We start from the raw sequence: 22,172 nt of genomic DNA on the forward strand, positions 1-22,172 counted from the left end.
CCGACCCGCAGGCCGACGGCCATCGCCGGAATGGCGGCGGGTGGGTCCGTTCTGGCTGTGACGGCCGCGACGGGACGTCTTTGGGAAGACTTCATTCGACACCTCCCCGGACACCCCGTCCGGGCCGCGTTGCTGACAGTGTCGGCAGGTCTCCTGACTGGCGGGTCATTGCTGACAGCAGCCTTCCCATGGCCCATGGCCACAGTGGCATTATCGCTGCGCGCTCGCCGCCTACAGTTGCGGGGGCAGTTCCGGTTCGCCGGCGGGCCGGCGGCGGATTCCCTTTTGATTCCTTGCGGAAACCGACAACGGACAAGTAACCAACCGCCTTTTCCAAAGCAAGCGCGCAAAAAGTTATGGAGGGCAGAGTTAGACAATGGTGTTCAGAATGCCTGCCTTCGCATTCAGAGACGATAGGGGCGCAGGTCGCGGAACCAGCCGGTGTTCACCTACTCCAGCGCTGCCGCCTCATTGCGGAGGATCGGGGCAAAAGCCGATAAAGCGTTTCGGCTTTAACCCGAGACATATCCAGCAGCCTTGAAGTAGTTCCAGCACTCTGTTGGGTCGTAGAGCTCGCAGATTGCGCCGATGGCGTCGAAGACTTCGGTGAAGGTTCTGGCGCCGATCTTTCGAAGGTGAGCTTTCAGTTTGGAGAATGCTTGCTCGATGGGATTGAGATCCGGCGAGTAAGGCGGGAGGTACAGAAACCAGCAGCCGTGGTCGTGCAAGGCCTGAGCCGCCTCCTTGTTCCGATGGGTCGCCAGATTGTCCAGGATGACAACGGTGCCGGGGGCGATCTCCGGGACAAGCACTTCTCGGATGTAGACGGCAAAGGCGGGGCCATCCATGGCACCCTTGATGACCCATGGTGCGATCAAAGCATCCGAGGCCAGCCCGGCGATCAGCGTTTGGGTTCCCCAACTGCCAAACGGTGCATCCATGGTCAGGCGATGACCCCGCTTGGCCCGGCCACGCAGACGGGTCAGGTTGGTCTTCACTGCCGTTTCATCAATAAAGACAACGCGTTCGGGAAAGGCCGCAATGGCAGGCAGCCGATGCTTGAACCACTCAGTCCGCTGCTGTCTTACCTTGGCGCGACCGCGCTCGGTGGCGACCAGCGACTTTTTTTGTATGTGAAACCGAGCCGGGACAGCAGGTTGGCGATGGAAGAATGATGCACCCGCACGCCTGCCGCGGCCGCCAGCGCGTCGCGCAACTCAAAGAGCGTGATGTCGGGGTCTTGCGCGACCAGTTCCTTCAGGAAAGCCTGATGCGCTGCCAGCTTTCCCCGACCACGTGGCGGGCCTTGCGGTGCGGGCTCCGCATGGCCCTTGGTCCGAACCTGACGCGCCCACCGCGCGCCTGTCGCCGCAGACACTTTCAGGCGCAACGCCGCCGCCCGCCCGCTTAACCCTTCCTCAATATACTCCTGAAACCGCGCCCGAAGCGCATTCGGCAAAGGTGCTGACATGATCCATCCTCCCAAACAGGATGAATCACATCAGCCACCTCAAGGAAACCCCCGCCGATTCAAATTCAAGCCGAAACGCTTTAGGCCCTGACGGCAAGGGCCTCGACCAAGTCGTCCACACGATTGCCACTTCCGCTTTCCGGATCGCTCATCGCCTTACTCCGCCGTTGCCATACCAAGCCGCTGAAGAACTCGTCGCTCAACGAGGACCACCGCCAGGTAAAAGAGCACAGACAGCAGAACCGAGACGGCTGCCACGGCCCAGATCATGCCGTAGTCGAGAAATCCGCGGGACTGGTTCAGAAGATTGCCCAGGCCTTTCCCGGTGGCCAGCCATTCTGCAATCATCACGCCCAACAGCGCGCGTGGCACGGTCAGGCGCGTCGCAGCGAACAGATATGGCAGCGAGGTGGGGAGCGTCACCATGCGCATCTCTTTCCAGCGTCCCGCCCCGTAGGCGCGGGGCAGATCCTGTGCGCTGCGTGGTACCAGCGCCAGTCCCTGGGCCAGCGTCACGAAAGCAGGAAAGAACGTCACCGAGATCGTCGCCCAAAGTGTCAGCGACGTGCCGCGCCCGAGGATCAGCACCAGAAGCGGCGTCAGAGCCACCAGCGGCATGGTCTGCGTGACCAGTGCCACCGGCATGAAGGCCTCGATGGCGCGGGGAAACAGCCGTGACGAGATCGCCAACAGGAAGGCAAACCCGAGCCCGGCGGCCATGCCCGCAAACGTGATCGGCAAGGTTTCGGCCAGTGCGGCCAGCAAGCGGGTCTGTGCGCTTTCGGCCGTTGGGGCCAGAAACAGGTAGTCGACCACGCCCCAGGGTGTTTTCGAGATCAGGTCCGGGACACCTGTTGCTTTGATGAAAGCCCACCAGACGAGGAAGGGGAGCGCGATGGTGCCCAGCGTCAGGACAATCCGCTTGGCGGGGCGCCCAGCGGCTTTGGACTCCTGGGGCATGGCGGTGTTCAGCGTCACCGCACGCGTGGCACCGATGGTCCGGGTGGCGAGAAGCGCGAAAACACCATAGGAAAGACCTGCGATCAGCGTGGCCACCAGGCCGATGCCCCAGAGCCGGTCAGGCTCGCCGCGTCCGAGCGAGCCCAGCAGATAGGCACCCAGCCCCCAGCGTCCGCCGCCGCCAAACTCGGCCAGGATCGCGCCTAGAACAGCATTGGGCGCGGCCACGCGAAGCCCCGCTAGGATCGAAGGCAATGCGCCCCGGAACTGCACCCGGCGCAGGATGTCCCATCGGGTGCCGCCATAGGCGCGGATCACGTCTGTCGCGCGGCTGTCGGCCTGGCTCAGCCCGATCACGGTGGCTGTCATCGTGACGAAATAGACCCCGAGCGCGGCGAGAGCGATGCGCGGTGCCATTCCGGAAAGCGTCAGAACGAGGATCGGTGCGATGGCGATGGGAGGGAGCGCGAAGGCTGCGATATTCACACCCCGAAACAGCCGCAGCGCCGTGGGCGAGAGCGCAAAGATGACTCCCGCGCCGATCCCCAACGCGTTGCCGATCAGGAAACCGATTGTGGAGGCATAGAGTGTCGCCCAGATGTGGCGGGGATAGTCGCCCCAATCGATCCAGAGCCGGATCAGGATTTCGGAGATGCCGGGCAGCGCGCCGCCCGCGACAAGGTCCAACCGTCCGACAATTTCCCAGACTGCGAACAGGATCGCCGCATTGCGCAGTCCGCGCCAAGGTCCTGTTGTCTCAGCCGCCATGCAGCACCTCGGCGACGTGGTCGCAGACGCGGTGGAAATCCGGGTTTGAGAACAGTTCGGGCGCGCGGGGTCGATTAAAGGCCACGTCGATCACATCGACGATCCGCCCTGGGCTCGCATGCATGACCACAACGCGGTCGGCTAGAAAGACGGCTTCGTCGATGCCATGTGTAACGAGAAGTGCGGTTGAACCGGTCTCAGTCCAGATCCGCTGCAATTCGAGGTTCATCTGGCGGCGCAGGATCTGGTCCAGAGCGCCAAAGGGTTCGTCCATGAACAGGATCTGCGGATGTGTCACCAGCGCCCGCGCGATGGCGACCCGCTGCCGCATGCCGCCGGATAACTCGCCGGGCAGCGCATTCTCGAACCCCTTGAGCCCGACGAGTTCTATCATGTTCTGGATATGGCCTGCGGCTTTGGCAATTGGACGCCCCAGAACCTCTAACGGGACTTCGATGTTGCGCCGGACGCTGCGCCAGGGCAGCAGCGCTGCGTCCTGGAAGGCAATACCGGTCTCGCCCGCCTTTGCTGCCGCCATCGGCACCTTGCCCGCGATCCGCACGTCTCCAGCATCGGGAGTCTCTAACCCAAGCGCGATACGCATGACCGTGGACTTGCCGCAGCCCGATGGGCCGATGATCGCGGTGAACGATCCCTTGGGGCAGGACAGGGTGATGTCGCGCAGCGCTTCAACCACCTTACCCCGCCCCGTGAAGGTCTTGCAGACACCAGAAAGGGAGATCCCGTCCGGGGCCTTCATCAGATCTCCTCGATAAGCGTGGTGTCGAACATGTCACGACTGCCGTTGATGCCGACCTCAGCCAGCGCGCGCAGGTTCGCCTCAATACCTTCTTCGGTCATCGCCATAAAGCCCGCCGGGCTTTCCATAAGCGGCTGCTGGGCATTGTTGAAGAAAATCTCGTTTTCGATGGTTCGGCCGGTACCCGCAAACCACGAATCGGCCCATTTCGGCGGCCAGAGATTCGGGTCTTTGAAGTTTTCGACCCAGCCCTTGCGCGAGGCACGCAGCCAAGACACCAGCTCGGCCCGTTTGCTGGCCAGCGTTTCCTCGGTCACGACGACCGTATCGTTGTAGATCGTGAAGCCGAAATCGTAGAGCAGGAAGGACGTCGCCTCGACGCCGTGCTGGCTGATCGTGTACGGGACGTTTGTGGTGAAATCGAGACTAGCGTCGATCTCGCCCTGGATCAGCGGCGTGGGGTCATAGGCGTAAGGAACGATGTTGACCTCGGACGGATCGATCCCGTTCAGCGCCAGCATGGCGTTCACGGAAATCACATTGACCGGCGGCACGGCCAGTGTCTTGCCGATCAGCTCCTGGGGTTCGTTGATGGGGTTGGATACGAGTGAAACGATCCCGATCGGGTTTTTCTGGTACTGCGCACCGATTATCTTCAAGGGCGCGCCCTGATCGGCAATCGCCTTTATCGTGGTGTCGGGCGTGGTCAGGGCAAGGTCCGCGCGGCCAGCGATGATCGTGCTTTCTGGGATCACGTCGGGGCCGCCGGACAGATAGGTCAGGTCCAGCCCTTCCTCTGCGTAGTAACCTTCGTCGATGCCGAGGAAATACCCCGCAAATTCCGCGTCATTGATCCATGCAGCCTGCATGGTGAGGGGTGTGGCGGCGCGTGCGCGCAGGGGAACGGCAGCAGCGGCAGCAGATGCTGCTGCCGTCCCCAGGAAGTGACGGCGGTTCAGTCGGAGGGTCATTGTGAGGGCTCCTCTGGTTGGGATGGATCAGGCGAGGCCTTGCAGACGCTGAAGCTCCTGCAAGGGCGGTGTGTCGGAAATCTGTTTGGGCTCGAGCAGGGGCCATTTCACGCCACAGGGCCGCTTGGCCCGGCGTTTGACGACATGGACGCGCGTGGGGGTAAATATGGTGTCCACCAGAATGTCGGTTTCCGACGGTTGCAACTGATCCTCGACCAGCTGCACGTCATGCACCACTGCATGAACGGGCGTGTCCTCGTCCACGAGGCCGAGGTCGGTGAACATGCCCCATTCCAGGTCAAAGAAGCCATGCCCCTTGCCAAAGCGGACTCCGTTGAGCGACACCGCCGAAGCGCCCGTCACGAGGTAGTCGAACCGGCCTTTCCGCGCGATTTCCTCGAGCGTGATCGGCACAGCGAAATGCTCCATGCCGTCCAGCCAAGAGGCGTAAAGCGCGGCACCCTCAGGCACCGTAGCGGGATCGAGGTAAAGGAAACCGCGGTAAATGCCATAGGTCGACATCACGAAGGGCTTACCGGCCTCGATCATCCGACGCCGGAGGTCCGCAAGGCAGTTGTCGGGCGTGATGAATGCAAAGCTGCTGTTTTGGTAGGCGGGATCCTGAACGACACGCTCGGTTGCCGCCTCGGACCCTTCGAAATCGGGGATGACTTCTGCAAAGTTCATGTGAAACCGAGTATCCGGTCTCGCCACATCCTTCAGTTTCGCCCATATCTTTTCACGGATTGTCTTGGAGGTCGACATTTTGCCCATTTCGTGCGTTTCATTGTTTCATAAGAATGAAACATTGGTTTCATACATCAAGAGAAATCGTACCCTATGGCCTCTCGCCTGATCCTCAGAATTCAGGAGCGTTCCGCGCGACTGACGTCGAGTGAGAAGAAGATCGCTCAGGTTCTGCTGCAAAATCAGAGCCTTGTTGAAACGCATACCGCCACGGAGCTGGCCCGACTGGCGGGGGTTTCGAAAGCGACAACTGCCCGTTTTTTCCGCAGTTTGGGGTATGCGGACTTTGAAGAGGTCCGGCTACAGGCCCGTGAAGAGCGCAACCGGCGCGAACCCTATGCGGACAGCGAATCGGTCGCCCAGCCTGCGACATTCGGACGAACCATTTCCGATCACCTGGAGCTGGAACTGCGCAACTTGACACGCACGTTCGAGGAGCTGCGGTCGGATCTTTTGCCCGATATCGCCCAGGTTCTGGAAGATGCGCCCCGTATCTGGTTCGTGGGCTTTGGCGATGAACAGGGGCTGGCCCGGTTGGGTCAGTCGCTGTTTGCGCGATTGCGTCATGGTGTTCACGAATTGAGAGGGCAAGGGCAGTCTTGGGCGAATGAGCTTTCGATGACAGGGCTCCGTGACGCATTGATACTTTTGACCTTCGAGCCGCGTCCAAAGGTGCTGCGACCATTATTGGCCCATGCCCGCACCACGCGCATGCGGGTGATCACGCTCACGGATCATGTCTATGCACCTCAGGCGGAGCGGTTCTCCGAAATTGTCCTTCCGTGCCATGTCGCCAGTTACGGCGCCTTTCCGACACACGCCACGATGTCATCGGTCTTGCGGTTGATCGCTGTGGCTTATATGGGCCGCAATCCCGAGGCTGTCGGGCAGCGCATCTCCACCTTGGCAGCTATTGATGAAGAGCTGGACCTGTTCGAGTAGCCGCAAAACGTCCCGGATGTATCCAGTTTGCCGTAGAGCGTAGCGTCGATTTCGCCGCGTTTGGGGCTTGGCGTGAGTATGATCTGCTTCGGCCGCTTCCTGACGCTCGGCAGAGAGACAGGCCTCTTAAACTTTGCGACCTTTTTTGCATAGATCGCCGAAGCCGTCGGCAGCGGTCTGGTTGGTCCTCCGGCGCATGGGCGAGGAGAGCCGTCAACTCGGCCATGCGGGCTTCGAATGCGGTCATCTTCTCCTTTATCGGTGGATGACACATTCCTTAGGCAACGGACTCGACATTCTGGTCACTCGGCAGGATCACCCCGTTCCCGGCGTAGCTCTTCCCGCCCTCTTATTAGGCAAACGGATATTTCGTTTGTAGCTTTTGTAGCTGTTCGCTCCCCGCATGCCTCGTCCCGACGAGGGAGGCCGCAGAAAAGATGTGCGCCGCCATGGTGGATGGAGCAGCGTTGTCGGGAGTGAATAAAGTCGCCGTTTCAGGTGTTTACCTTTCGGTTCGATCAACGGGCATTCATATCCGTGGGCGGAAGAATAGGGGTAAACTTATATGTGCTGAAAATAATACCCGGAATAGTCGGTATTAGACCGCCGCTGCGAATCGGACCTAGAGTTCGGGGGTGAATGATGGTTCCTCCGACCTCCAAGGCAGGCAAATGCACGGCACAGCAAGCGACAAAAGCGTGATCGAAACGCCCCGGATTTTGCCCTGGGTTGTCGCCGGGGTATTCTACCTCGACAATTTCGACGCCGCCGCCATCGTTTCGATCCTGCCTGTCGTGGCGCGAGATTTTGGTGCTGGGGTGGGTGCGGCGAGCATGGCCGTTACCGCCTATCTGGTCGCCCTGGCGATCTTCACCCCGGTGTCCGGCTGGATGGCCGATCGGTTCGGGGGACGGCGGGTGCTGGCCAGCGCGCTCGCGGTCTTCGGGCTGGGCGCAGCAGGGGTGGCGCTCGCGAGCGGGTTGACGGGACTTGTGCTGGCTCGGGCGGTGCAGGGGGTCGGCGGAGCGATGATGGTCCCGGTCGGACGGGTGGTTATGATGCGCAGCTTCCCCCGGTCGGAATTCGTTCGGGCAATGGCGATCGTCACCACACCAGCGATTCTGGGCGGTGTGTTGGCACCCTCGCTTGGCGGCGCGGCCGCGACATGGGGCTCTTGGCGATGGCTGTTCTGGGCCGAGTTGCCAGTCGCCCTGGCGGCAGCGGTGCTGGTGCTGCGCCATGTGCCAGCCGGCGCGCCGATCGCGCCGCGTCCTCTCAGCCCCGCCGCCTTCGTGCTCTTCGGCGTTGCGCTGGCGGGACTGACGATTCTTTTCGGTATGGTATCGGCCGGCGCGGCAAGCGGTCTGCTGTTCTGGGGCTTGATGGCGGTGGTGTTGCCGACGGGCGCGCTTGCACTCTGGTACAACCGGCGCGCGGCAGTGCCGCTGTTCGATTTCGCGCTTTTGCGCCGCAGGAGCTTCGCCGCCGCCATCGGCCCCGGCACTTTGTTCTTCATGACCGCCGGCGCGGTGCCCTTCTTGCTACCGATGCTGTTCCAGATCGGTCTTGGCCGTAATGCCTTCGAGAGCGGAATGTTCACACTCGTCTGGGCGCTTGTTGCGCTGGTGATGAAGGCGACGACCCCAACCGTGCTGCGCCGCTTCGGCTTCCGCACGGTGCTCTGCACCAATGCCGCCATCCTCGCTGCCGCCAGTCTGGGTGCGGCGATGATCGGCCCGGCGATGCCGATCGTGGTGCTGATGGGGGTGCTGGTCGCCTACGGGGTAGCGCGGTCGCTGCAATTCTCGGTGGTGGCTTCCTTCACCTATGCCGAGATCGAGCCGAACGATGTCGGTGCCGCCACCGGCTTTGCCGGCATGGTGCGGCAATTGTCCAACAGCCTTGGTGTCGCGCTCGCCGCCGTGGTGCTTGTGCTGATCGCGGGGGGAGGGGAGCCGTCGGCGACCGACATCAACCTTACTTTCGGGATACTGGCGGCGCTGCCGGCCGTGGCTGCGCTCATGTTCCTGCGGCTGCCGCGCGATATCGGTGCGGCGATGAGCGGACACCTGCCGCGCGGGAGGGCGGCCCCGACGTGACGGACTGGCCTTGAGGGGGAGGGGAGGCCCGGAAACATAAACAACAGGGAAATACGATGACACTCAACCGCAGACGATTCCTCCAGACCGCCGGAACGCTCGCCGGGGCCGCGATCCTCGCTCGACCCGAACGTGTCCTCGCCGGCGCCGATGCCACGCTCACTGTCGCGCTCGAATCCGTACCGAACCAGCTCGACCCGCTGCGCTACCAGACCAATCCGGGCTACCGGGTGATGGCCAACATGTACGATACGCTGCTGCGGGTGGATTATGCCGCTGATGGCGCGCTGCGCCCAGGTCTCGCCGAGAACTGGACGCGGGTCGATGCGCAGACAATCGACCTCGTCCTGCGGCAGGGCGTCAAATTCCACGACGGCAATACAATGACCGCCGAAGATGTGATATTCTCGCTCTCGGAGGTGCGTCTCGCCGATCCGGATTCACCCGGCTTCGGTACCGCCCAGCAATTCCTTTCGACCATTTCCGGCGCGGCGAAGATCGACGACCAGACGGTACGGGTAACGTCCTCGGTGCCCGATCCGGCGCTGGAGAAGCGGCTCAGCACCTGGGGGTCGCAGATCATTCCCAAGGCGGCGTTCGAGGCAGCGGGATGGGATGGCTTCGCACAGGCCCCGATCGGTACCGGCCCGTTTCGGTTCAAGGCGCTCTCGCCTGAGGCGGTGACGTTGGTCACCCACGCGGAATACTGGGACGGGGCGCCGGGTGCGGCGGGGCTTGTGTTCCGCTCCGTGCCCGAATTGTCGTCGCGTATCGCCGGGCTGCAGGCGGGCGAGTTTGACGTGATCGCCGATGTTCCGCCCGACCAGTTCTCTGCTGTTGCCGGTTCGGATGACCTCTCTATCACCGGCGGACCCATTTCCTCGATCCGGGTGGTCAAGTTCGACACCCGCAACGAAACGCTGAAGGACGCCCGCGTGCGCCGCGCGCTCGGTCTCGCGATCGACCGGCAGGCAATCGTCGACGCGCTCTGGCAGGGGCTGGTCGACGTGCCCAACGGTCATCAGCTGAAGTCCTACGGCGAGCTCTACTTCGCTGATCATCCAGCCTATGTCTATGATCCGGAACAGGCGAAGTCACTGCTTCGGGAAGCCGGCTACGACGGCACGCCGATCCCCTACCGTATTCGCACCAACGCGTACGGCCCCGAACTCGCGACGGCGCAGATCCTCGTCTCGATGTGGGAAGCGGTGGGCCTGAAGATCGACCTTCAGATCAAGGAGAACTTTGCCCAGATGCTCGAGTTCCCCGGTACCGGAATGCGCAACGGCGTCGATCCGGTTCTGGTGAACGAGCCGCTGTTCGGTATCTGGCGCTCCTATAACGAAAGCGAGCGCGAGGTTTGGTCCAACGAGGCGTTCTATGAGGCGGGTCATATCTTCGAATCGAGCATGGACCTCCCCACCCGGCAGACCGCGCTGCGCAAGATGCTCGACATCTTCGACGCCGACCCGCCGGCAGTCATCCTGCACAACATGGGCCTGTTCTACGGCAAGCGGAAGGCGCTCGGCTGGACGCCAATTCCCAATGTCTACATGGACTTCCGTGGCGTCGTGGCGTGATGGAGGGCGGTTTGGGAAACGGGCCCCGGACGGGCCGCAACGACAATCCTCGCCGGGTCTGCATCGTTGAGAATCTGGGCGTGGCGATCGAGGGCGGGCGGCAAATTATCGAGGATGTCTCCTTCACCATCCGTCAGGGCGAATATTTCGCGCTGGTTGGCGAAAGCGGCTCGGGCAAGAGCGTAACCTGCCATGCAATGATGCGGATCCTGCCGTTCCGGCCGAAGATCTCGGGGAGGATCATCGTCGACGGCTCCGATGTCTGGACGCTGTCGCCGGGCCACCTGCGACAGTTCCGGCAGCGTTCTGTCGGCATGATCTTTCAGGATCCGCTGGCCGCGCTCAACCCGGTGCGCCGGATCGGGGCGCAGATGGTCGAAACGCTGCGCCTGCATCATCCCGATGCGCCGAAATCCGAGCTTGAGGATCGCGCGGTCGAGGCGTTGCGTGCAGTGCGGGTGGCCAAGCCCGGCGAGCGCCTCTCGGTCTATCCTCACCAACTTTCGGGCGGGCTCAATCAGCGGGTGATGATCGCCTTCGCGCTGATGGGCGACCCGGCGCTGCTGGTTGCCGACGAGCCGACGACCGCGCTCGACATGTCGGTACAGGCGGAGATCCTTGATCTGATCGACGAGTTGCGTGCCGCAAAGGGACTTACAGTGCTGATGGTGACGCATGACCTGGGCATCGTGGCCGACCGCGCAACCGGCCTCGCTGTAATGCAAGGAGGGCGGCTCGTGGAGGCCGGACCGACGCGCGATGTCGTGGCGGCGCCGAAGGCCGAATATGCGCGAAAGCTCTTTGCCGCTGCGCGGGTGGAATGGAACACCGCGCCGCTGCCGCCCGCGATGCGCCCCGTGCCGGTGCTGCGTTTCGAAAGTGTCAACAAATCTTATGCGCCGCAAGGCCGCGCGGGGGGCGAGCGGGTGGTCGCGGCTGAAAAGGTGTCCTTCGAAGTTGGCGCGGGCGAGATCGTTGCGCTGGTGGGCGAGAGCGGCTCGGGCAAGACCACGGCGGCGAAGATGGCCATGGGCCTTGTGCAGCCCGACAGCGGCCGGATCGAACTGCCGCGCAACGATGGCCGACCGTTGCGGCCGCAGATGGTGTTCCAGCACCCGCGCGATTCGCTCGACGCGCTGATGACGCTCGACGCACAGTTCCACGAGGTGCTGCGGGTCCACGGCTGGCGTGACGCTGCCCGTCGCGAGGCTCGGATCGGGGAGATCTGCGACAGCGTCGGCCTCGGTCGGGCGCTGCTCCACCGGCGCCCCGGCTTTCTGTCCGGCGGTGAGGCGCAGCGCGCCGTGATCGCTCGGGCGCTGCTGCTGGAACCGGATCTGCTGCTCGCCGACGAACCGCTCTCGGCGGTGGATGTTCAGATCCAGAAACAGATCGTCGCCTGCTTCCGTCGCCTGCGTGACGAACTCGGCATCGCCATCCTGCTTATTACCCATGACCTGCGGATCGTGCTCGAACTTGCCGACCGGGTAGTGGTGATGCGCGACGGTCGCGTCGTCGAGGACGTGCCGCTGGCTGATTTCGCCGATGGCGCGCGCGACCCTTACACCCAACGGCTGATCGATGCGATCCCTGGCCGGAATCTCGTCGCCGGCTCTGTGACCGAGGAGCGGGCCCCGGCATGAACTCGAGGCACAGGAGAAGGAGATTCCGATGAACCTTTCCATACGTCTGTTGCGCGCGGTGATCTCGCTCTGGCTGATCGTCACGCTTGTCTTCGTCTGCCTCAGGCTGACCGGGGATCCGGTACTCGCCGTAGTCAATCCCGACGACATGTCGTCCGAGATGCTTGAGAGCTATCGCCGACAGTGGGGCTATTCAGGTTCTATCTTTGACCAATATGCCACCTATTTCCTCCGCGTGGTACAGGGCGATCTCGGCACCTCTCAGATCAGCGGCAAGCCGGCGGTGACGGTGGTGCTGGAGCGCCTGCCGGCGACGCTCCAGCTCGTGGCGATCGCCACGGTGCTTATGGTGGGCATCGGCGTGCCTCTCGGTACGCTCGCAGCGATGAACCCGGGCGGGCGGCTCGACACCGTGATCATGACCGGCTCGACCGTTGGCTTCGCTTTGCCGAACTTTGTCCTCGGCATCGGTCTGATCCTTGTGTTCTCGGTGATGTTCCGCCTGCTGCCTTCGGGCGGTACCGGCAGTGCACAGCACCTCATCCTGCCGGCGCTCACTGTCGGGCTGGCAAAGGCGTCGATATTCACCCGCTTCGTACGCTCTGCCGTGCTTGATGCGATTAAGCTGCCCTGCGTGACCTCGGCCACCGCGCGCGGTCTGCCGCCGGGGCAGGTGTTCTTCCGCCACATCCTGCCCAACTGCATGATCCCGCTCGTCACGATGCTGCCCTTGCTCGTCGGCGCAATGATCTCGGCAGGTGCGGTGGTCGAGACCGTCTTCGCCTGGCCCGGCATCGGCCGCCTGGTGATCGACAGCGTCTCGCAGCGCGATCTCGCCGTATTGCAGGCCACGATCATGCTCATCGCCTTTATCATGATCACCACCAATCTGCTGGTCGATGTCGCCTATGCCTGGCTCGACCCGCGCAGCACCGTGAGGAGCGCCACATGACCGATATGCCGATCCCCAGGCGCCTCCACGTGGGTAGTGTCCCGCCCGGCGTCGCTCTGTCGATGCTGTGGCTGCTGGCGGCGGTGCTGACGATCGTGCTTGCGCCGTTTCTGCCGATCCCCGCGCCTGACAAGCTCGACCTGCTCGCGCGTCTCAATCCGCCCGTTGGCCTCGGCGGCGTGCCGGTCCATCCGCTCGGCACCGACGATCTCGGTCGCGACATCCTCGCCCGGCTGATTGCGGCGATGCGCACCAGTCTGCTGCTCGCCTTCTTCGCCACCATCCTCTCCGCCGTCCTCGGCACGCTGCTCGGCATCCTCGCCGCACATTTCGGCGGCTGGGTTGATCAGGCCGTGGTTGGCGCGGTCGACGCACAGGCCTCGGTGCCCTTCGTTATTGTCTCTCTCACCCTCACCGCCTTCTTCGGCAACCATCTCATGCTGTTTCTGTTCATCCTGAGCCTCTTCGGCTGGGAACGCTTCGCGCGGCTGTCGCGGGCGATGACACTGGTTGCGCGCGGGCGCGGCTATGTGCTGGCGATGTCCACGCTTGGATTTTCCTGGCCGCGGATCTACCTGCGCCACGTCCTTCCCAACATCGCCTCCTCCCTGCTCGTTACCGCAACGATCAACTTTCCCGAGGTGATTCTGCTGGAGACCTCGCTCTCCTTTCTCGGCCTTGGGATTCAGCCGCCGATGTCCTCGCTCGGCTCGATGGTCGGGCTCGGGCGCAATTACCTCACGACTGCCTGGTGGATCGCCGCGATGCCCGCTGCGGCGATCTTCCTCTCTACTCTCGCCGTCAGCCTGATTGGAGACTGGGCACGCGCCCGGATCTCGCGGAGTTGACCTCCCGCCGACCACACCCAGACCCCCTGCTGCCTCGGCGGCCACCGGGCCCGCGCCTGCAACCGACCGGAGCCCAGAACCGGAGCTCCGCATGACTTTCCCCCAAAAAACTGTCGCCCGCACCGCTCTGGCGCTACTGCTCGCCGGCTGCGGCGGTGCGCTCGCCACAGCGGCGGGCGTATCCGCAGGTTGGCTCTGCGGAGCAGCCTTGTTTGTCGCCGTCGCGGCGATCCGGCAGGTGCCGCTGGCGGTGCCTCCGGCGCTGGTGATGCCGGCCTATGTCGTACTCGGCGCCGGCATGGGCTCGGCGGTCCGTCCCGACCTACTCCTGGACTTCGGGCATCCCGCCGTTTCTGCCACCGCCATACTCCTCGCGATTCTCGCGACCACGGCAGCGGGCTATGTCGTGCTGCGGCTGTGTGGTTGGGGGGCGGAGACGGCCTTTTTTTCCGCCGTGCCCGGTGCGCTGGTGCAATCCGTCGCGCTGGCCGAGGCGGTGCCTGGCGTAAATGTGCCAGTGGTGGCGATGGTGCAGACGCTGCGGCTGATCGTGCTGGTTACGGTGGTGCCGCTGATCATCGGGTCGGTCGGCGCGCCCGTTCCGGTGCCTGTGGCGGAAGTGCCGTTCGACCTGCCGCTCTTTCTTCTGCTGGCGACCTGCGCGATAGGCCAGTTCCTCGCCCACAGGCTGCGGCTGCCCGCCGCCCTGCTTATCGGCCCGTTTTTCGCCAGCCTCCTGTTGCACGGTTCCGGGCTCAACGCCGCGCATGTGCCACAGCCACTGCTGATCCCGGCCTATGTCGTCATCGGCGCCCATATTGGTACCCGATTCGGCCGCACCAGCCCGGATGTTCTGCTCCGCCTGATCCTGCCTGCCCTCGCCTCGACCGGCAGCGGGATCGTCGTCGCGTTAGGCGTCGCCTGGGGGGCCGCTGCGGTGCTTTCGGTGCCGCCGATGCTTGCCTTTCTTGCTTTCGCGCCGGGTGGCATCGACGCAATGTCGATACTCGCCCTTGCGCTCCACCTCGACGCCGGTTTCGTCGTGCTGCTCCAGGTCGCCCGGTTCCTTCTGCTCACTGTGCTGCTGCCGTTCTGTGCTCCGCGGATGCAGGGTGGAGCAGAAGAGTAATGCTGCGATGCAAATATATATCCCATGCATTCATATTGGACCAAGATGATTTCCTTTGGCTAACCTTCTCGAGAACTCTCTGTCCGATCCCGAGGCAGAGGCGGTGTGCCTCCGCTGAGTCCGGGCGGCAACGGCAGATCAAGCACAAGGAGACTTGCCAGATGGCCTTACCCAACGCGGTCGATACCTATACCGACGATATCGCTCAGCTGATGGCGCATTACATTGTCAGGGCGGATGCCCGGCTCGACGACAAGCTGAAGGCGGCAGCCCGGCGTGCGCTGTCGGATTCGATCGGCGTGGCGCTGGGCGCATTCGCCTATCCCGCCGTCGCCGTTGGGCGCCGGTTCGTTGCGCCCTTTTCGGCTGAGAGTGGTTGCGTGATTTGGGGCACCCGGATGCGCGCCGCGCCCGACCGCGCCGCGATAGTTAACGGCGTGCTGCTGCGCTGCTACGACTACAATGACTTCTTCGTCGGGGAAAAGAACTCCGGCCATGGCAGCGATCTGATCACCGGCGCGGTGGCGGCGGCCGAATGGGTGGACGCGAACGGCACCGAACTGCTCGAAGCAATCGTCATCGGCTACGAGCTCGTCGGCGCCGCGATGGATGCCTTCTCCACCGCACCGGGCGGCTGGGACTACACCACGCTCAGCCAGTTCGGGAGCTGCGCCGCGATCGCCCGGCTACTGAAGCTCGACGAGAAGCAGACGCGCGAGGCGCTCGGCATCATGGTCGGCAATCACCTCGCCGCCGATGAGGTCGAGAGCTGCGAACTGAACGAACGTGGCGACCTGACTATGTGGAAGCGGTTTAATGCCGGCGATGCCTCGCGCAACGCGCTGGTCGCCTGTCTGATGGCGCAGGCTGGGGCAGAGGGCGCGGTGCGCCCGTTCACCGGCCGGCAGGGCTTCGTCGCAAAGCTCGGCATCAATTGGGATCCGCTGCCGATCCTCGCCGCGCGGCTCGACCCGGCGAAGCGGCCCTCGCGCGTGGCTGGAACCTATATGAAATATTGGCCGGTCGGCTCGATGGCGCAATCGGCGATCCGCGCCGCGCTCGAGGCTCGGGCACAGGTGCCTGACCTTTCGCGGATCAAGCAGGTCCGGGTTTATTGCTGCGAAGGGGTGTATCAGCAATTCGTCGAGATGCGGCAGGACCCATGGCACCCGATCTCGCGCGAGACGGCCGATCATTCGATGCCCTACGTCGTCGGTGCCGCCATCCTCGATGGTTATATCCGGACCGAGAGCTTCGATCCGGCCCGCGTGCTCGATCCGGTGCGACAGGCTTTTGTCGCGGCAGTGAAGGTCGAGAAGGAACCTGCCCTCGGTCGTCTGTCGGATCCGAAGATCTCGCGTGCGAAGGCGGGTTATCTGTCGCGCGTCGAGATCGAACTCGAGGACGAGACTGTGATACATGGTTCTGCGCAGCCCTTCCCCGGACACCCCGAGGCGCCCTTCACCGACGCGGAGATTGCCGAAAAGATCCGCGTCAACGCCGTTCCCTTCGCGGGCCCGGCGCTGACCGAGCGGATTATCGAAACACTGGCGCGGATCGACAGCCTGAAATCCGTGCGCGAGCTCACTGATCTGCTGGCGTTCGATGCGGAGGCCGCGCGCGTCGGCGTGGCGGCGGAATGATCGGCGTGGCGGTGAAGGGCGAGACGCTGCTGCGCCTTTGCGCGGCCGACGATGTCCAGGAGGATCTGCCCCTGCGCGTCGAGGTCGGGGACATGAGCTACGCAGTTTTCCGGCTCGGCGATGCCTTTTACGTACTGGCAGACCTGTGCTCGCATGGGCCTGGCTATCTGTCGGACGGGTTCGTCGAGGGCTGCGAGGTCGAGTGTCCGTTTCATCAGGGCCGCTTCGATATCCGCACCGGCGTGGCTACGGCGGCGCCCTGCGAGCATCCGGTGTCGGCCTGGGCACCTGTGGTGATCGACGGTGCGATTCATATCGACCCTCTCAACCCCGTCTGAAGCATTGGCGCCCGTGCCTTGTGCGGGCGCCGTTCAGCGCATCATCTCCTCGACAAAACGATCACGCAGGCCGTTCTCCGCTTCGCTGTTGGAGATCATGATGACCCGGCTCGTCAGGTCCGATGCAGTTTCCAGTTCCTTCCACACGATGTCGCTGATCCTGATCGCGCCAAGGGCCTTCGGTGCGATCGTCAGCCCCACACCAGCCGCCGTCAACCCCAAGATCGTTGCGGCCTCTTCTGCCTCCTGCACGATCTCGGGCACGAAACCCGCCTCGGCGCAGAGCGCGAAGACTTGTTCATAGAAACCAGCCCCGGTGCCGCGCGGGCGTAGCACGAAGGGCTCGTTGTGCAGACGTCCGATCGGTACCGGCCCCTCATGTGCCGCCAGCGGATGATCCACCGGCAGCACAAGCATCAGTCGGTCGGTGAACAGTTCGTGGACCTCAATGCAGCGCGGCAGGATCGTATGCAGCGCGGGCCGGATGAAGCCGACGTCGATGGATTTCAACAGCACCGCGTCGACGATCTGCTGTGTGGTGCGGATGCCAAGTTCGAGATGCACCTCGGGATTCTCGATGCGAAAGCGGCGGATCGCACGGGTGAACACATCGATCAGCGGCAGCGAGGTGACGTAGTTGAGCCGCACCGTTCCGGTCTCTCCGCGGGCAGCGCGCCGCGCGGTTTCAACCGCGCGGTTGAACTGTGCGATGGCGAGTTGTGCTTCCTGGAGGAATTGCTCACCCGCCGCGGTCAACTCGACCTTGCGCTTGGTGCGCTTGAACAGAACCACCCCCAACTCACGCTCAATACCCTGGATCGCAAGCGATAGCGGCGGCTGACCGATATGCAGCCGCTCGGCCGCGCGGGTAAAGTGCAACTCCTCGGCGACGGCTACAAAGTAGCGGAGTTGGCGCAGTTCCATCATTCACCTCACCGAATTAACTGATGCAATATTTATATTGGACTGAATATTTGTCGGAGGTCAATCTTCCTCATGACCTAGCAAAGCCGCGAGAGGAACCTGCCATGATTTCCGAAGAACAGAACGAATACCTCTGCCGTACGGGGCCGGGAACGCCGATGGGTAATCTGTTCCGCCGCTACTGGATTCCGGCTCTGTTGTCCGAGGAACTGCCGGCGCCGGACTGCCCCCCGGTGCGTGTCCAGTTGCTGTCCGAGCGGCTGATCGCATTCCGCGACACCGACGGCAAGATCGGGCTGATGGATGAATTCTGTGCCCACCGCGGCGTGTCGCTCTGGTTCGGCCGTAATGAGGAGGGTGGGCTGCGCTGTCCTTATCACGGCTGGAAATACGACGTCACCGGCCAGTGCGTGGAGGTGCCGTCGGAGCCGGTCTCCTCGGGCTTTTGCCAGAAGATCCGTTTGAAGGCCTATCCCTGCGTGGAAACAGGCGGCGTCATCTGGACTTATATGGGGCCGTCTGAGCATAAGCCAGCACCGCCTACCTTTGAATGGGTCCACGTCCGCCCGGAGCAGCGCTATCTCTCCAAGCGCTGGCAGGAGAGCAATTACCTCCAGGCGATGGAGGGCGGCATCGATTCGAGCCACGTCTCCTTCCTTCACAGCGGTGACCTGAACCGTGACCCGCTGCACAAGGGCACCGACGGCGCCAAATATGCCCGTTCGACCAGCACCACCTTTGACATCCATGAATCCGGCGGCGGGCTTCTGATCGGCGCACGTCGCCAAGCCGATCCAGGCTATCATTACTGGCGCATCACGCAATGGATGCTGCCGTGGTATACATTGATTCCGCCTTACAAGGGCAATGCTCTCAACGGCCATGCCTGGGTGCCGATGGACGACAACAACTGCATGGCCTGGACAATGACCTTCCATCCGACCCGCGACTTGACCGAGGCCGAGCTCGCCACAATGAAGGCGGGCGGCGGCGTTCATTGCGAGCTGATCCCAGGCACTTTCCGCCCGCTTGCCAACAAGGACAATGACTACCTCATGGACCGCGAGGCGCAGCGCAGGAAAATTCACTATTCCGGTATCAAGGGGATCTCTATTCAGGATTCTTCACTACAGGAGAGCATGGGCTTCATCGCCGACCGCACGAAGGAGAATCTCGTCTCGACTGACAATGCGATCATCATGGCGCGGATGCGGCTGCGCAAGGCGGCGAAGGCGCTGGAGGCGGGGAAGGTGCCGCCGGGGCTCGACGCGGCGGCACAGGAGGTTCGATCCGCAAGCTTCATCCTTCCCGAAAACTCGCCCGAGTTCAAGGAGACGGCCTTTGCGGCCTCGCAGATGAAAATCGGCGAACCGTTCGTGGCGGTCTGATGCGGGTCGTCATTCTCGGCGCTGGACAAGCGGGGGCCTGGGTCGCACTGACGCTGCGAGAGGCTGCACCGGAGGTGCAGATCACGCTGATCGGTGCCGAAGCGCTGCCGCCCTATGAACGCCCGCCGTTGTCGAAGGCGGTGCTGGCAGGGGCGGACGTGTCGACGGCGCTGATCCGCCCTGCGGAATTCCAGGCCGGGGCCGGAGTCGATCTCCGCCTCGGCACTCGGGCGCTGCATATCGACCGGGGGGCACGTTGCGTGCATCTCTCGCAGGGCGGGCCGATTGCCTATGACAAACTGGTGCTGGCTACTGGCTCAGCTCCCCGGCGGCTTCAAGTGCCTGGGGCGGAACTGCCGCATGTCCGGGTGCTGGGAGATGCGGAGGATGCGCTTGACTTGCGGGCGCGGCTGCGGCCGGGCCTGCGGGTGGTCTGCCTGGGTGCTGGCTTCGTCGGACTCGAATTCGCCGCCATGGCAGTCCGGGCAGGGGCTGAGGTGACCGTGCTCGACACTGCTGCGCGCGCGCTTGGCCGGGTGCTGCCGGCCGAGGTCGCCGAGGTTCTTGTGGCGCGACATCGGGCCGAGGGGGTGCGGTTTGCCTTTAACGTCGGTGTCACCATGATCACCCCCGAAGCGGTGCGCAGCACGGCGGGCGACATTCCGGCTGATCTGGTGCTCATGGGCATCGGCAGCAGGCCGCGGACGGAACTCGCCGAGGCCGCCGGCCTCGTCTGTGACGATGGCGTGATGACCGACGAATTCGGCCGCGCCTCCGACCCCGACATCTTCGCCGTCGGCGACATCTCGCGTCATCCGAACCCGCTTCTGGGCCGCACGATCCGACTCGAAAGCTGGGCCAATGCCCAAAATCAGGGGATCGCTGTCGCGCGGGCGCTGGCGGGAGGGCAGGAGCCCTATGCCGAACTGCCCGCGTTCTGGACCGAGCAGTACGACTGGATGGTGCAAATGGCTGGCCTGCCAGCCGCCCATGACCGACTGATCTGGCGCGGCATGCCGGGCGACCGCAGCTTTCTCGCAATGCAGATGCTTGGCGACCGTGTCGTCGGCGCGATCGGCTTCAACGCGGCACGCGACATTCGGGTGTTGCGCGGGCTGATCCTTGGCGGCCGTCCAGCGGATGTCGCCTTCCTTGCCGATCCGACCCGCAACCTCCTCCGCTATCCAAAGGACGCCGCATGAGCCCCATTTTTTCTCTCGATGGTCGCCGGGTTCTGGTGATCGATGCATCGCACGGCGTTGGTCCCGCCGTCGCCGATACGGTCGAGGCTGCGGGGGCTGCCGTGCTGCGCCGCGACCTGGACGGGTCCGAGCCCGACGCCTGGTTGGACGGGATCGAGGAGGCGGAAGGACCGATTGATACCCTGATACTTGCCGCGCCGCCGGTGAGCAACAAACCGGTGCTGGAAATGACCGCGGCGGAAATGCGTGCAATTGCCGAGGCCGAGATGGTCGGTCCCGCGCTCGTCATGCAGGAGGCGGCGCGGCGGATGGCCGCGCGCGGCTTCGGCCGGATCGTGGTCTTTGCCTCGATGTCGGCCAAGACCGGCCTTCACCATCACGTCGCCCCCCATGCCGCCGCAAAGGCCGGGCTTCTTGCCTTCATGCGCGTGCTTGCGGCCGAGATCGCTGGCAGCGGCGTGACCGCGAATGGTATAGCGACCGCGCTGTTCGAGCCGCAGACTGCGCGCATGAGTGAGGAGAAGCGGAGCCGGCTGCTGCGCGAGGTGCCTGTCGGACGCTTCGGTCGCTCTGTCGAGGCGGCGCATGCGGTGTTGTTCCTGCTGGCGCCAGATGCCGGTTACATCACCGGCGAGACCCTGAACATGTCCGGTGGACGTTTCATGGACTGAGCCCTATCCACAGATACATGCGAAAGGACAGCATAAATGGCCATCGGCACGCGTATTCATGGCTACCGCAATTCGGTTCCCCGCAATATCAAGCTTTTCGGTGCAAGCGCCGGGGCGCAGAGACTGGTAGCGGACATCCTCTATGAGGGTCCGCCCAATCTGCTTTGCGACCGGGTAGCGACGGAAGGCGTGCGGCTCGATCTACCGGTGGCAGGACAGGTGCCGAACGCCGTGATCGTTGTGCATGTTAACGGTGAGCCAGTGGTTTCGGCTTTACCCGTGCTGCGCACGGCGTCGATGTTGTCGCTGGTGGTGATCGAGGCAAACATAGACGTTATTGTCCCGCCTGCGCCGGAGCTTCGAGCCCTTCAAGGAGTGGCGGATCTGTTCGTCACCACCTCGGACTGGGATTTCGTCGCCGAGCTTGTGGGCAACCTGGCGAGTTGACCGAAGCGCAGGGTGTGACAGAGCGCCTCGGGCTCTGGCTAAAAACCACCCGTTCTCATATCCCCTGTATCAGGGTCCGCACGAAAATTCCCGCTTTTTAAGTCGGCGAGGCATGGGGTTGCAGCCTTTTTCGCATGGGTTTCGGCGCTCGTGGCCATGCATGTCACACGGCATTCCGAATTCGTGGAGACGACGACCGGTATTCTGACGACGTGGCCGACGCGATGGATTCTGCCGGTGGTGGGGTTGGTCGTCGCCTTGGAGGCCATGAATGCGGTCTCCCTCGCACCCTTTGCGACCTCGTCCTATTACGCCATGTGCAGGGCGCCGGTTCCGACTGCCGCGGACTGGCAGGACAAGCGCGCCCGCGTCGCCTCGGGCACCCAGGCGCTGCTCCTCGAAAGGCTCGGCGCGACGCGCGTGGTCGTGACGGCGCCGGAAATTGCCGAGGCCATGGCGCGTGGACAGATCGACTGCGCCATCATCCCCTTCACCTTCCTGAAGTCCTATTCCGTCGCAGATTCCGCGAAGTATATCGTCGACCTCCCGATCTTGGTGAGCTGGGCGATTTCACCCCGCATTATTCGCCGAGCCGGCTCGGCGGCGCGCTGGAGGCGGGTTGAAGCCGTTCTTGCCGGCTTCTGGGCACCAGCATGTTGCCGATGAGAGCTACGCATCCCGGTTTGGTT

At 63.5% G+C, this 22,172-nt stretch carries 20 protein-coding genes and 1 riboswitch; of the genes, 14 read left to right on the forward strand and 6 right to left on the reverse strand.

The features are described 5' to 3' along the window. Positions 1-126: 126 nt before the first annotated feature. Positions 127-322, reverse strand: a riboswitch (cobalamin riboswitch). Positions 323-512: 190 nt separating this feature from the next. The 5 genes from P73_RS24805 to P73_RS05295 form a co-directional block, all read right to left on the reverse strand. Next, a protein-coding gene (locus P73_RS24805; RefSeq protein ID WP_144401203.1) for an IS630 family transposase occupies positions 513-1,471 on the reverse strand; the annotation gives its coding sequence in 2 pieces (ribosomal slippage) (positions 513-1,127 and positions 1,130-1,471; 957 coding nt in all). Positions 1,472-1,627: 156 nt separating this feature from the next. Further along, a complete protein-coding gene (locus P73_RS05280) occupies positions 1,628-3,199 on the reverse strand; it encodes an ABC transporter permease (RefSeq protein WP_043868769.1) in 1,572 nt (523 codons plus the stop codon). After that, positions 3,189-3,959, reverse strand: a complete 771-nt coding sequence (locus P73_RS05285) for an ABC transporter ATP-binding protein (RefSeq protein ID WP_043868770.1) — start codon at positions 3,957-3,959, stop codon at positions 3,189-3,191. The genes P73_RS05280 and P73_RS05285 overlap by 11 nt, the downstream gene beginning before the upstream one ends. Beyond that, a complete protein-coding gene (locus P73_RS05290) occupies positions 3,959-4,930 on the reverse strand; it encodes an ABC transporter substrate-binding protein (protein ID WP_043868771.1) in 972 nt (323 codons plus the stop codon). The genes P73_RS05285 and P73_RS05290 overlap by 1 nt, the downstream gene beginning before the upstream one ends. Before the next feature lie 27 nt (positions 4,931-4,957). Continuing rightward, entirely contained in the window at positions 4,958-5,704 is a 747-nt protein-coding gene (locus P73_RS05295; protein WP_338032895.1) for a 5-formyltetrahydrofolate cyclo-ligase, read from the reverse strand. Positions 5,705-5,770: 66 nt separating this feature from the next. Here P73_RS05295 and P73_RS05300 point away from each other — a divergent pair, with 66 nt between their 5' ends. The 9 genes from P73_RS05300 (at position 5,771) to P73_RS05340 (ending at position 16,851) form a co-directional block, all read left to right on the forward strand. Beyond that, positions 5,771-6,619 (forward strand): MurR/RpiR family transcriptional regulator, encoded by an 849-nt coding sequence (locus P73_RS05300; RefSeq protein WP_043868772.1) that lies wholly within the window; start codon positions 5,771-5,773, stop codon positions 6,617-6,619. 671 nt (positions 6,620-7,290) lie between these two features. Beyond that, positions 7,291-8,718: an MFS transporter gene (locus tag P73_RS05305; RefSeq protein WP_052453047.1), complete on the forward strand. Its 1,428-nt coding sequence runs from the start codon at positions 7,291-7,293 to the stop codon at positions 8,716-8,718. Between the two features lie 56 nt (positions 8,719-8,774). Next, positions 8,775-10,298, forward strand: coding sequence for an ABC transporter substrate-binding protein (locus P73_RS05310; RefSeq protein ID WP_043868773.1), 1,524 nt, complete (start codon positions 8,775-8,777; stop codon positions 10,296-10,298). 11 nt (positions 10,299-10,309) lie between these two features. Next, positions 10,310-11,941 carry an ABC transporter ATP-binding protein gene (locus P73_RS05315; protein WP_202966940.1) on the forward strand — a complete coding sequence of 544 codons (1,632 nt, stop codon included), beginning with the start codon at positions 10,310-10,312 and terminating at the stop codon, positions 11,939-11,941. 28 nt (positions 11,942-11,969) lie between these two features. Then, on the forward strand, positions 11,970-12,893 hold the full coding sequence (locus tag P73_RS05320; RefSeq protein ID WP_043868774.1) for an ABC transporter permease: 924 nt from the start codon (positions 11,970-11,972) through the stop codon (positions 12,891-12,893). Next, on the forward strand, positions 12,890-13,741 hold the full coding sequence (locus tag P73_RS05325) for an ABC transporter permease (protein WP_043868775.1): 852 nt from the start codon (positions 12,890-12,892) through the stop codon (positions 13,739-13,741). The genes P73_RS05320 and P73_RS05325 overlap by 4 nt, the downstream gene beginning before the upstream one ends. A 91-nt stretch (positions 13,742-13,832) precedes the next feature. Next, the gene (locus tag P73_RS05330; RefSeq protein WP_074743453.1) at positions 13,833-14,870 is read left to right on the forward strand and encodes an AbrB family transcriptional regulator; all 1,038 of its coding nucleotides are present in this window, start codon (positions 13,833-13,835) and stop codon (positions 14,868-14,870) included. Between the two features lie 161 nt (positions 14,871-15,031). Further along, positions 15,032-16,513: an MmgE/PrpD family protein gene (locus P73_RS05335; RefSeq protein ID WP_043868777.1), complete on the forward strand. Its 1,482-nt coding sequence runs from the start codon at positions 15,032-15,034 to the stop codon at positions 16,511-16,513. After that, on the forward strand, positions 16,510-16,851 hold the full coding sequence (locus P73_RS05340) for a non-heme iron oxygenase ferredoxin subunit (protein WP_052453049.1): 342 nt from the start codon (positions 16,510-16,512) through the stop codon (positions 16,849-16,851). The genes P73_RS05335 and P73_RS05340 overlap by 4 nt, the downstream gene beginning before the upstream one ends. A gap of 33 nt (positions 16,852-16,884) precedes the next feature. Here P73_RS05340 and P73_RS05345 read toward each other — a convergent pair whose 3' ends face one another. Beyond that, positions 16,885-17,778, reverse strand: coding sequence for a LysR substrate-binding domain-containing protein (locus tag P73_RS05345; RefSeq protein WP_082033126.1), 894 nt, complete (start codon positions 17,776-17,778; stop codon positions 16,885-16,887). A gap of 101 nt (positions 17,779-17,879) precedes the next feature. On the opposite strand from P73_RS05345, the gene P73_RS05350 reads away from it, so the two are divergent. The 5 genes from P73_RS05350 (at position 17,880) to P73_RS05370 (ending at position 22,149) form a co-directional block, all read left to right on the forward strand. Continuing rightward, positions 17,880-19,163, forward strand: a complete 1,284-nt coding sequence (locus P73_RS05350) for a Rieske 2Fe-2S domain-containing protein (RefSeq protein WP_043868779.1) — start codon at positions 17,880-17,882, stop codon at positions 19,161-19,163. Then, positions 19,163-20,365: an NAD(P)/FAD-dependent oxidoreductase gene (locus P73_RS05355; protein ID WP_043868780.1), complete on the forward strand. Its 1,203-nt coding sequence runs from the start codon at positions 19,163-19,165 to the stop codon at positions 20,363-20,365. The genes P73_RS05350 and P73_RS05355 overlap by 1 nt, the downstream gene beginning before the upstream one ends. Then, the gene (locus P73_RS05360) at positions 20,362-21,036 is read left to right on the forward strand and encodes an SDR family NAD(P)-dependent oxidoreductase (RefSeq protein WP_043868781.1); all 675 of its coding nucleotides are present in this window, start codon (positions 20,362-20,364) and stop codon (positions 21,034-21,036) included. Before P73_RS05355 ends, P73_RS05360 begins: the two co-directional genes overlap by 4 nt. Positions 21,037-21,072: 36 nt before the next feature. After that, complete coding sequence (locus P73_RS05365; RefSeq protein WP_043868782.1) at positions 21,073-21,483, forward strand: hypothetical protein; 411 nt, start codon at positions 21,073-21,075, stop codon at positions 21,481-21,483. A gap of 156 nt (positions 21,484-21,639) precedes the next feature. After that, positions 21,640-22,149 (forward strand): type 2 periplasmic-binding domain-containing protein, encoded by a 510-nt coding sequence (locus P73_RS05370; protein WP_043868783.1) that lies wholly within the window; start codon positions 21,640-21,642, stop codon positions 22,147-22,149. Positions 22,150-22,172: the final 23 nt, after the last annotated feature.

It is taken from the genome of Celeribacter indicus, assembly GCF_000819565.1.
In the GTDB taxonomy this organism is placed as follows: Bacteria; Pseudomonadota; Alphaproteobacteria; order Rhodobacterales; family Rhodobacteraceae; genus Celeribacter; species Celeribacter indicus.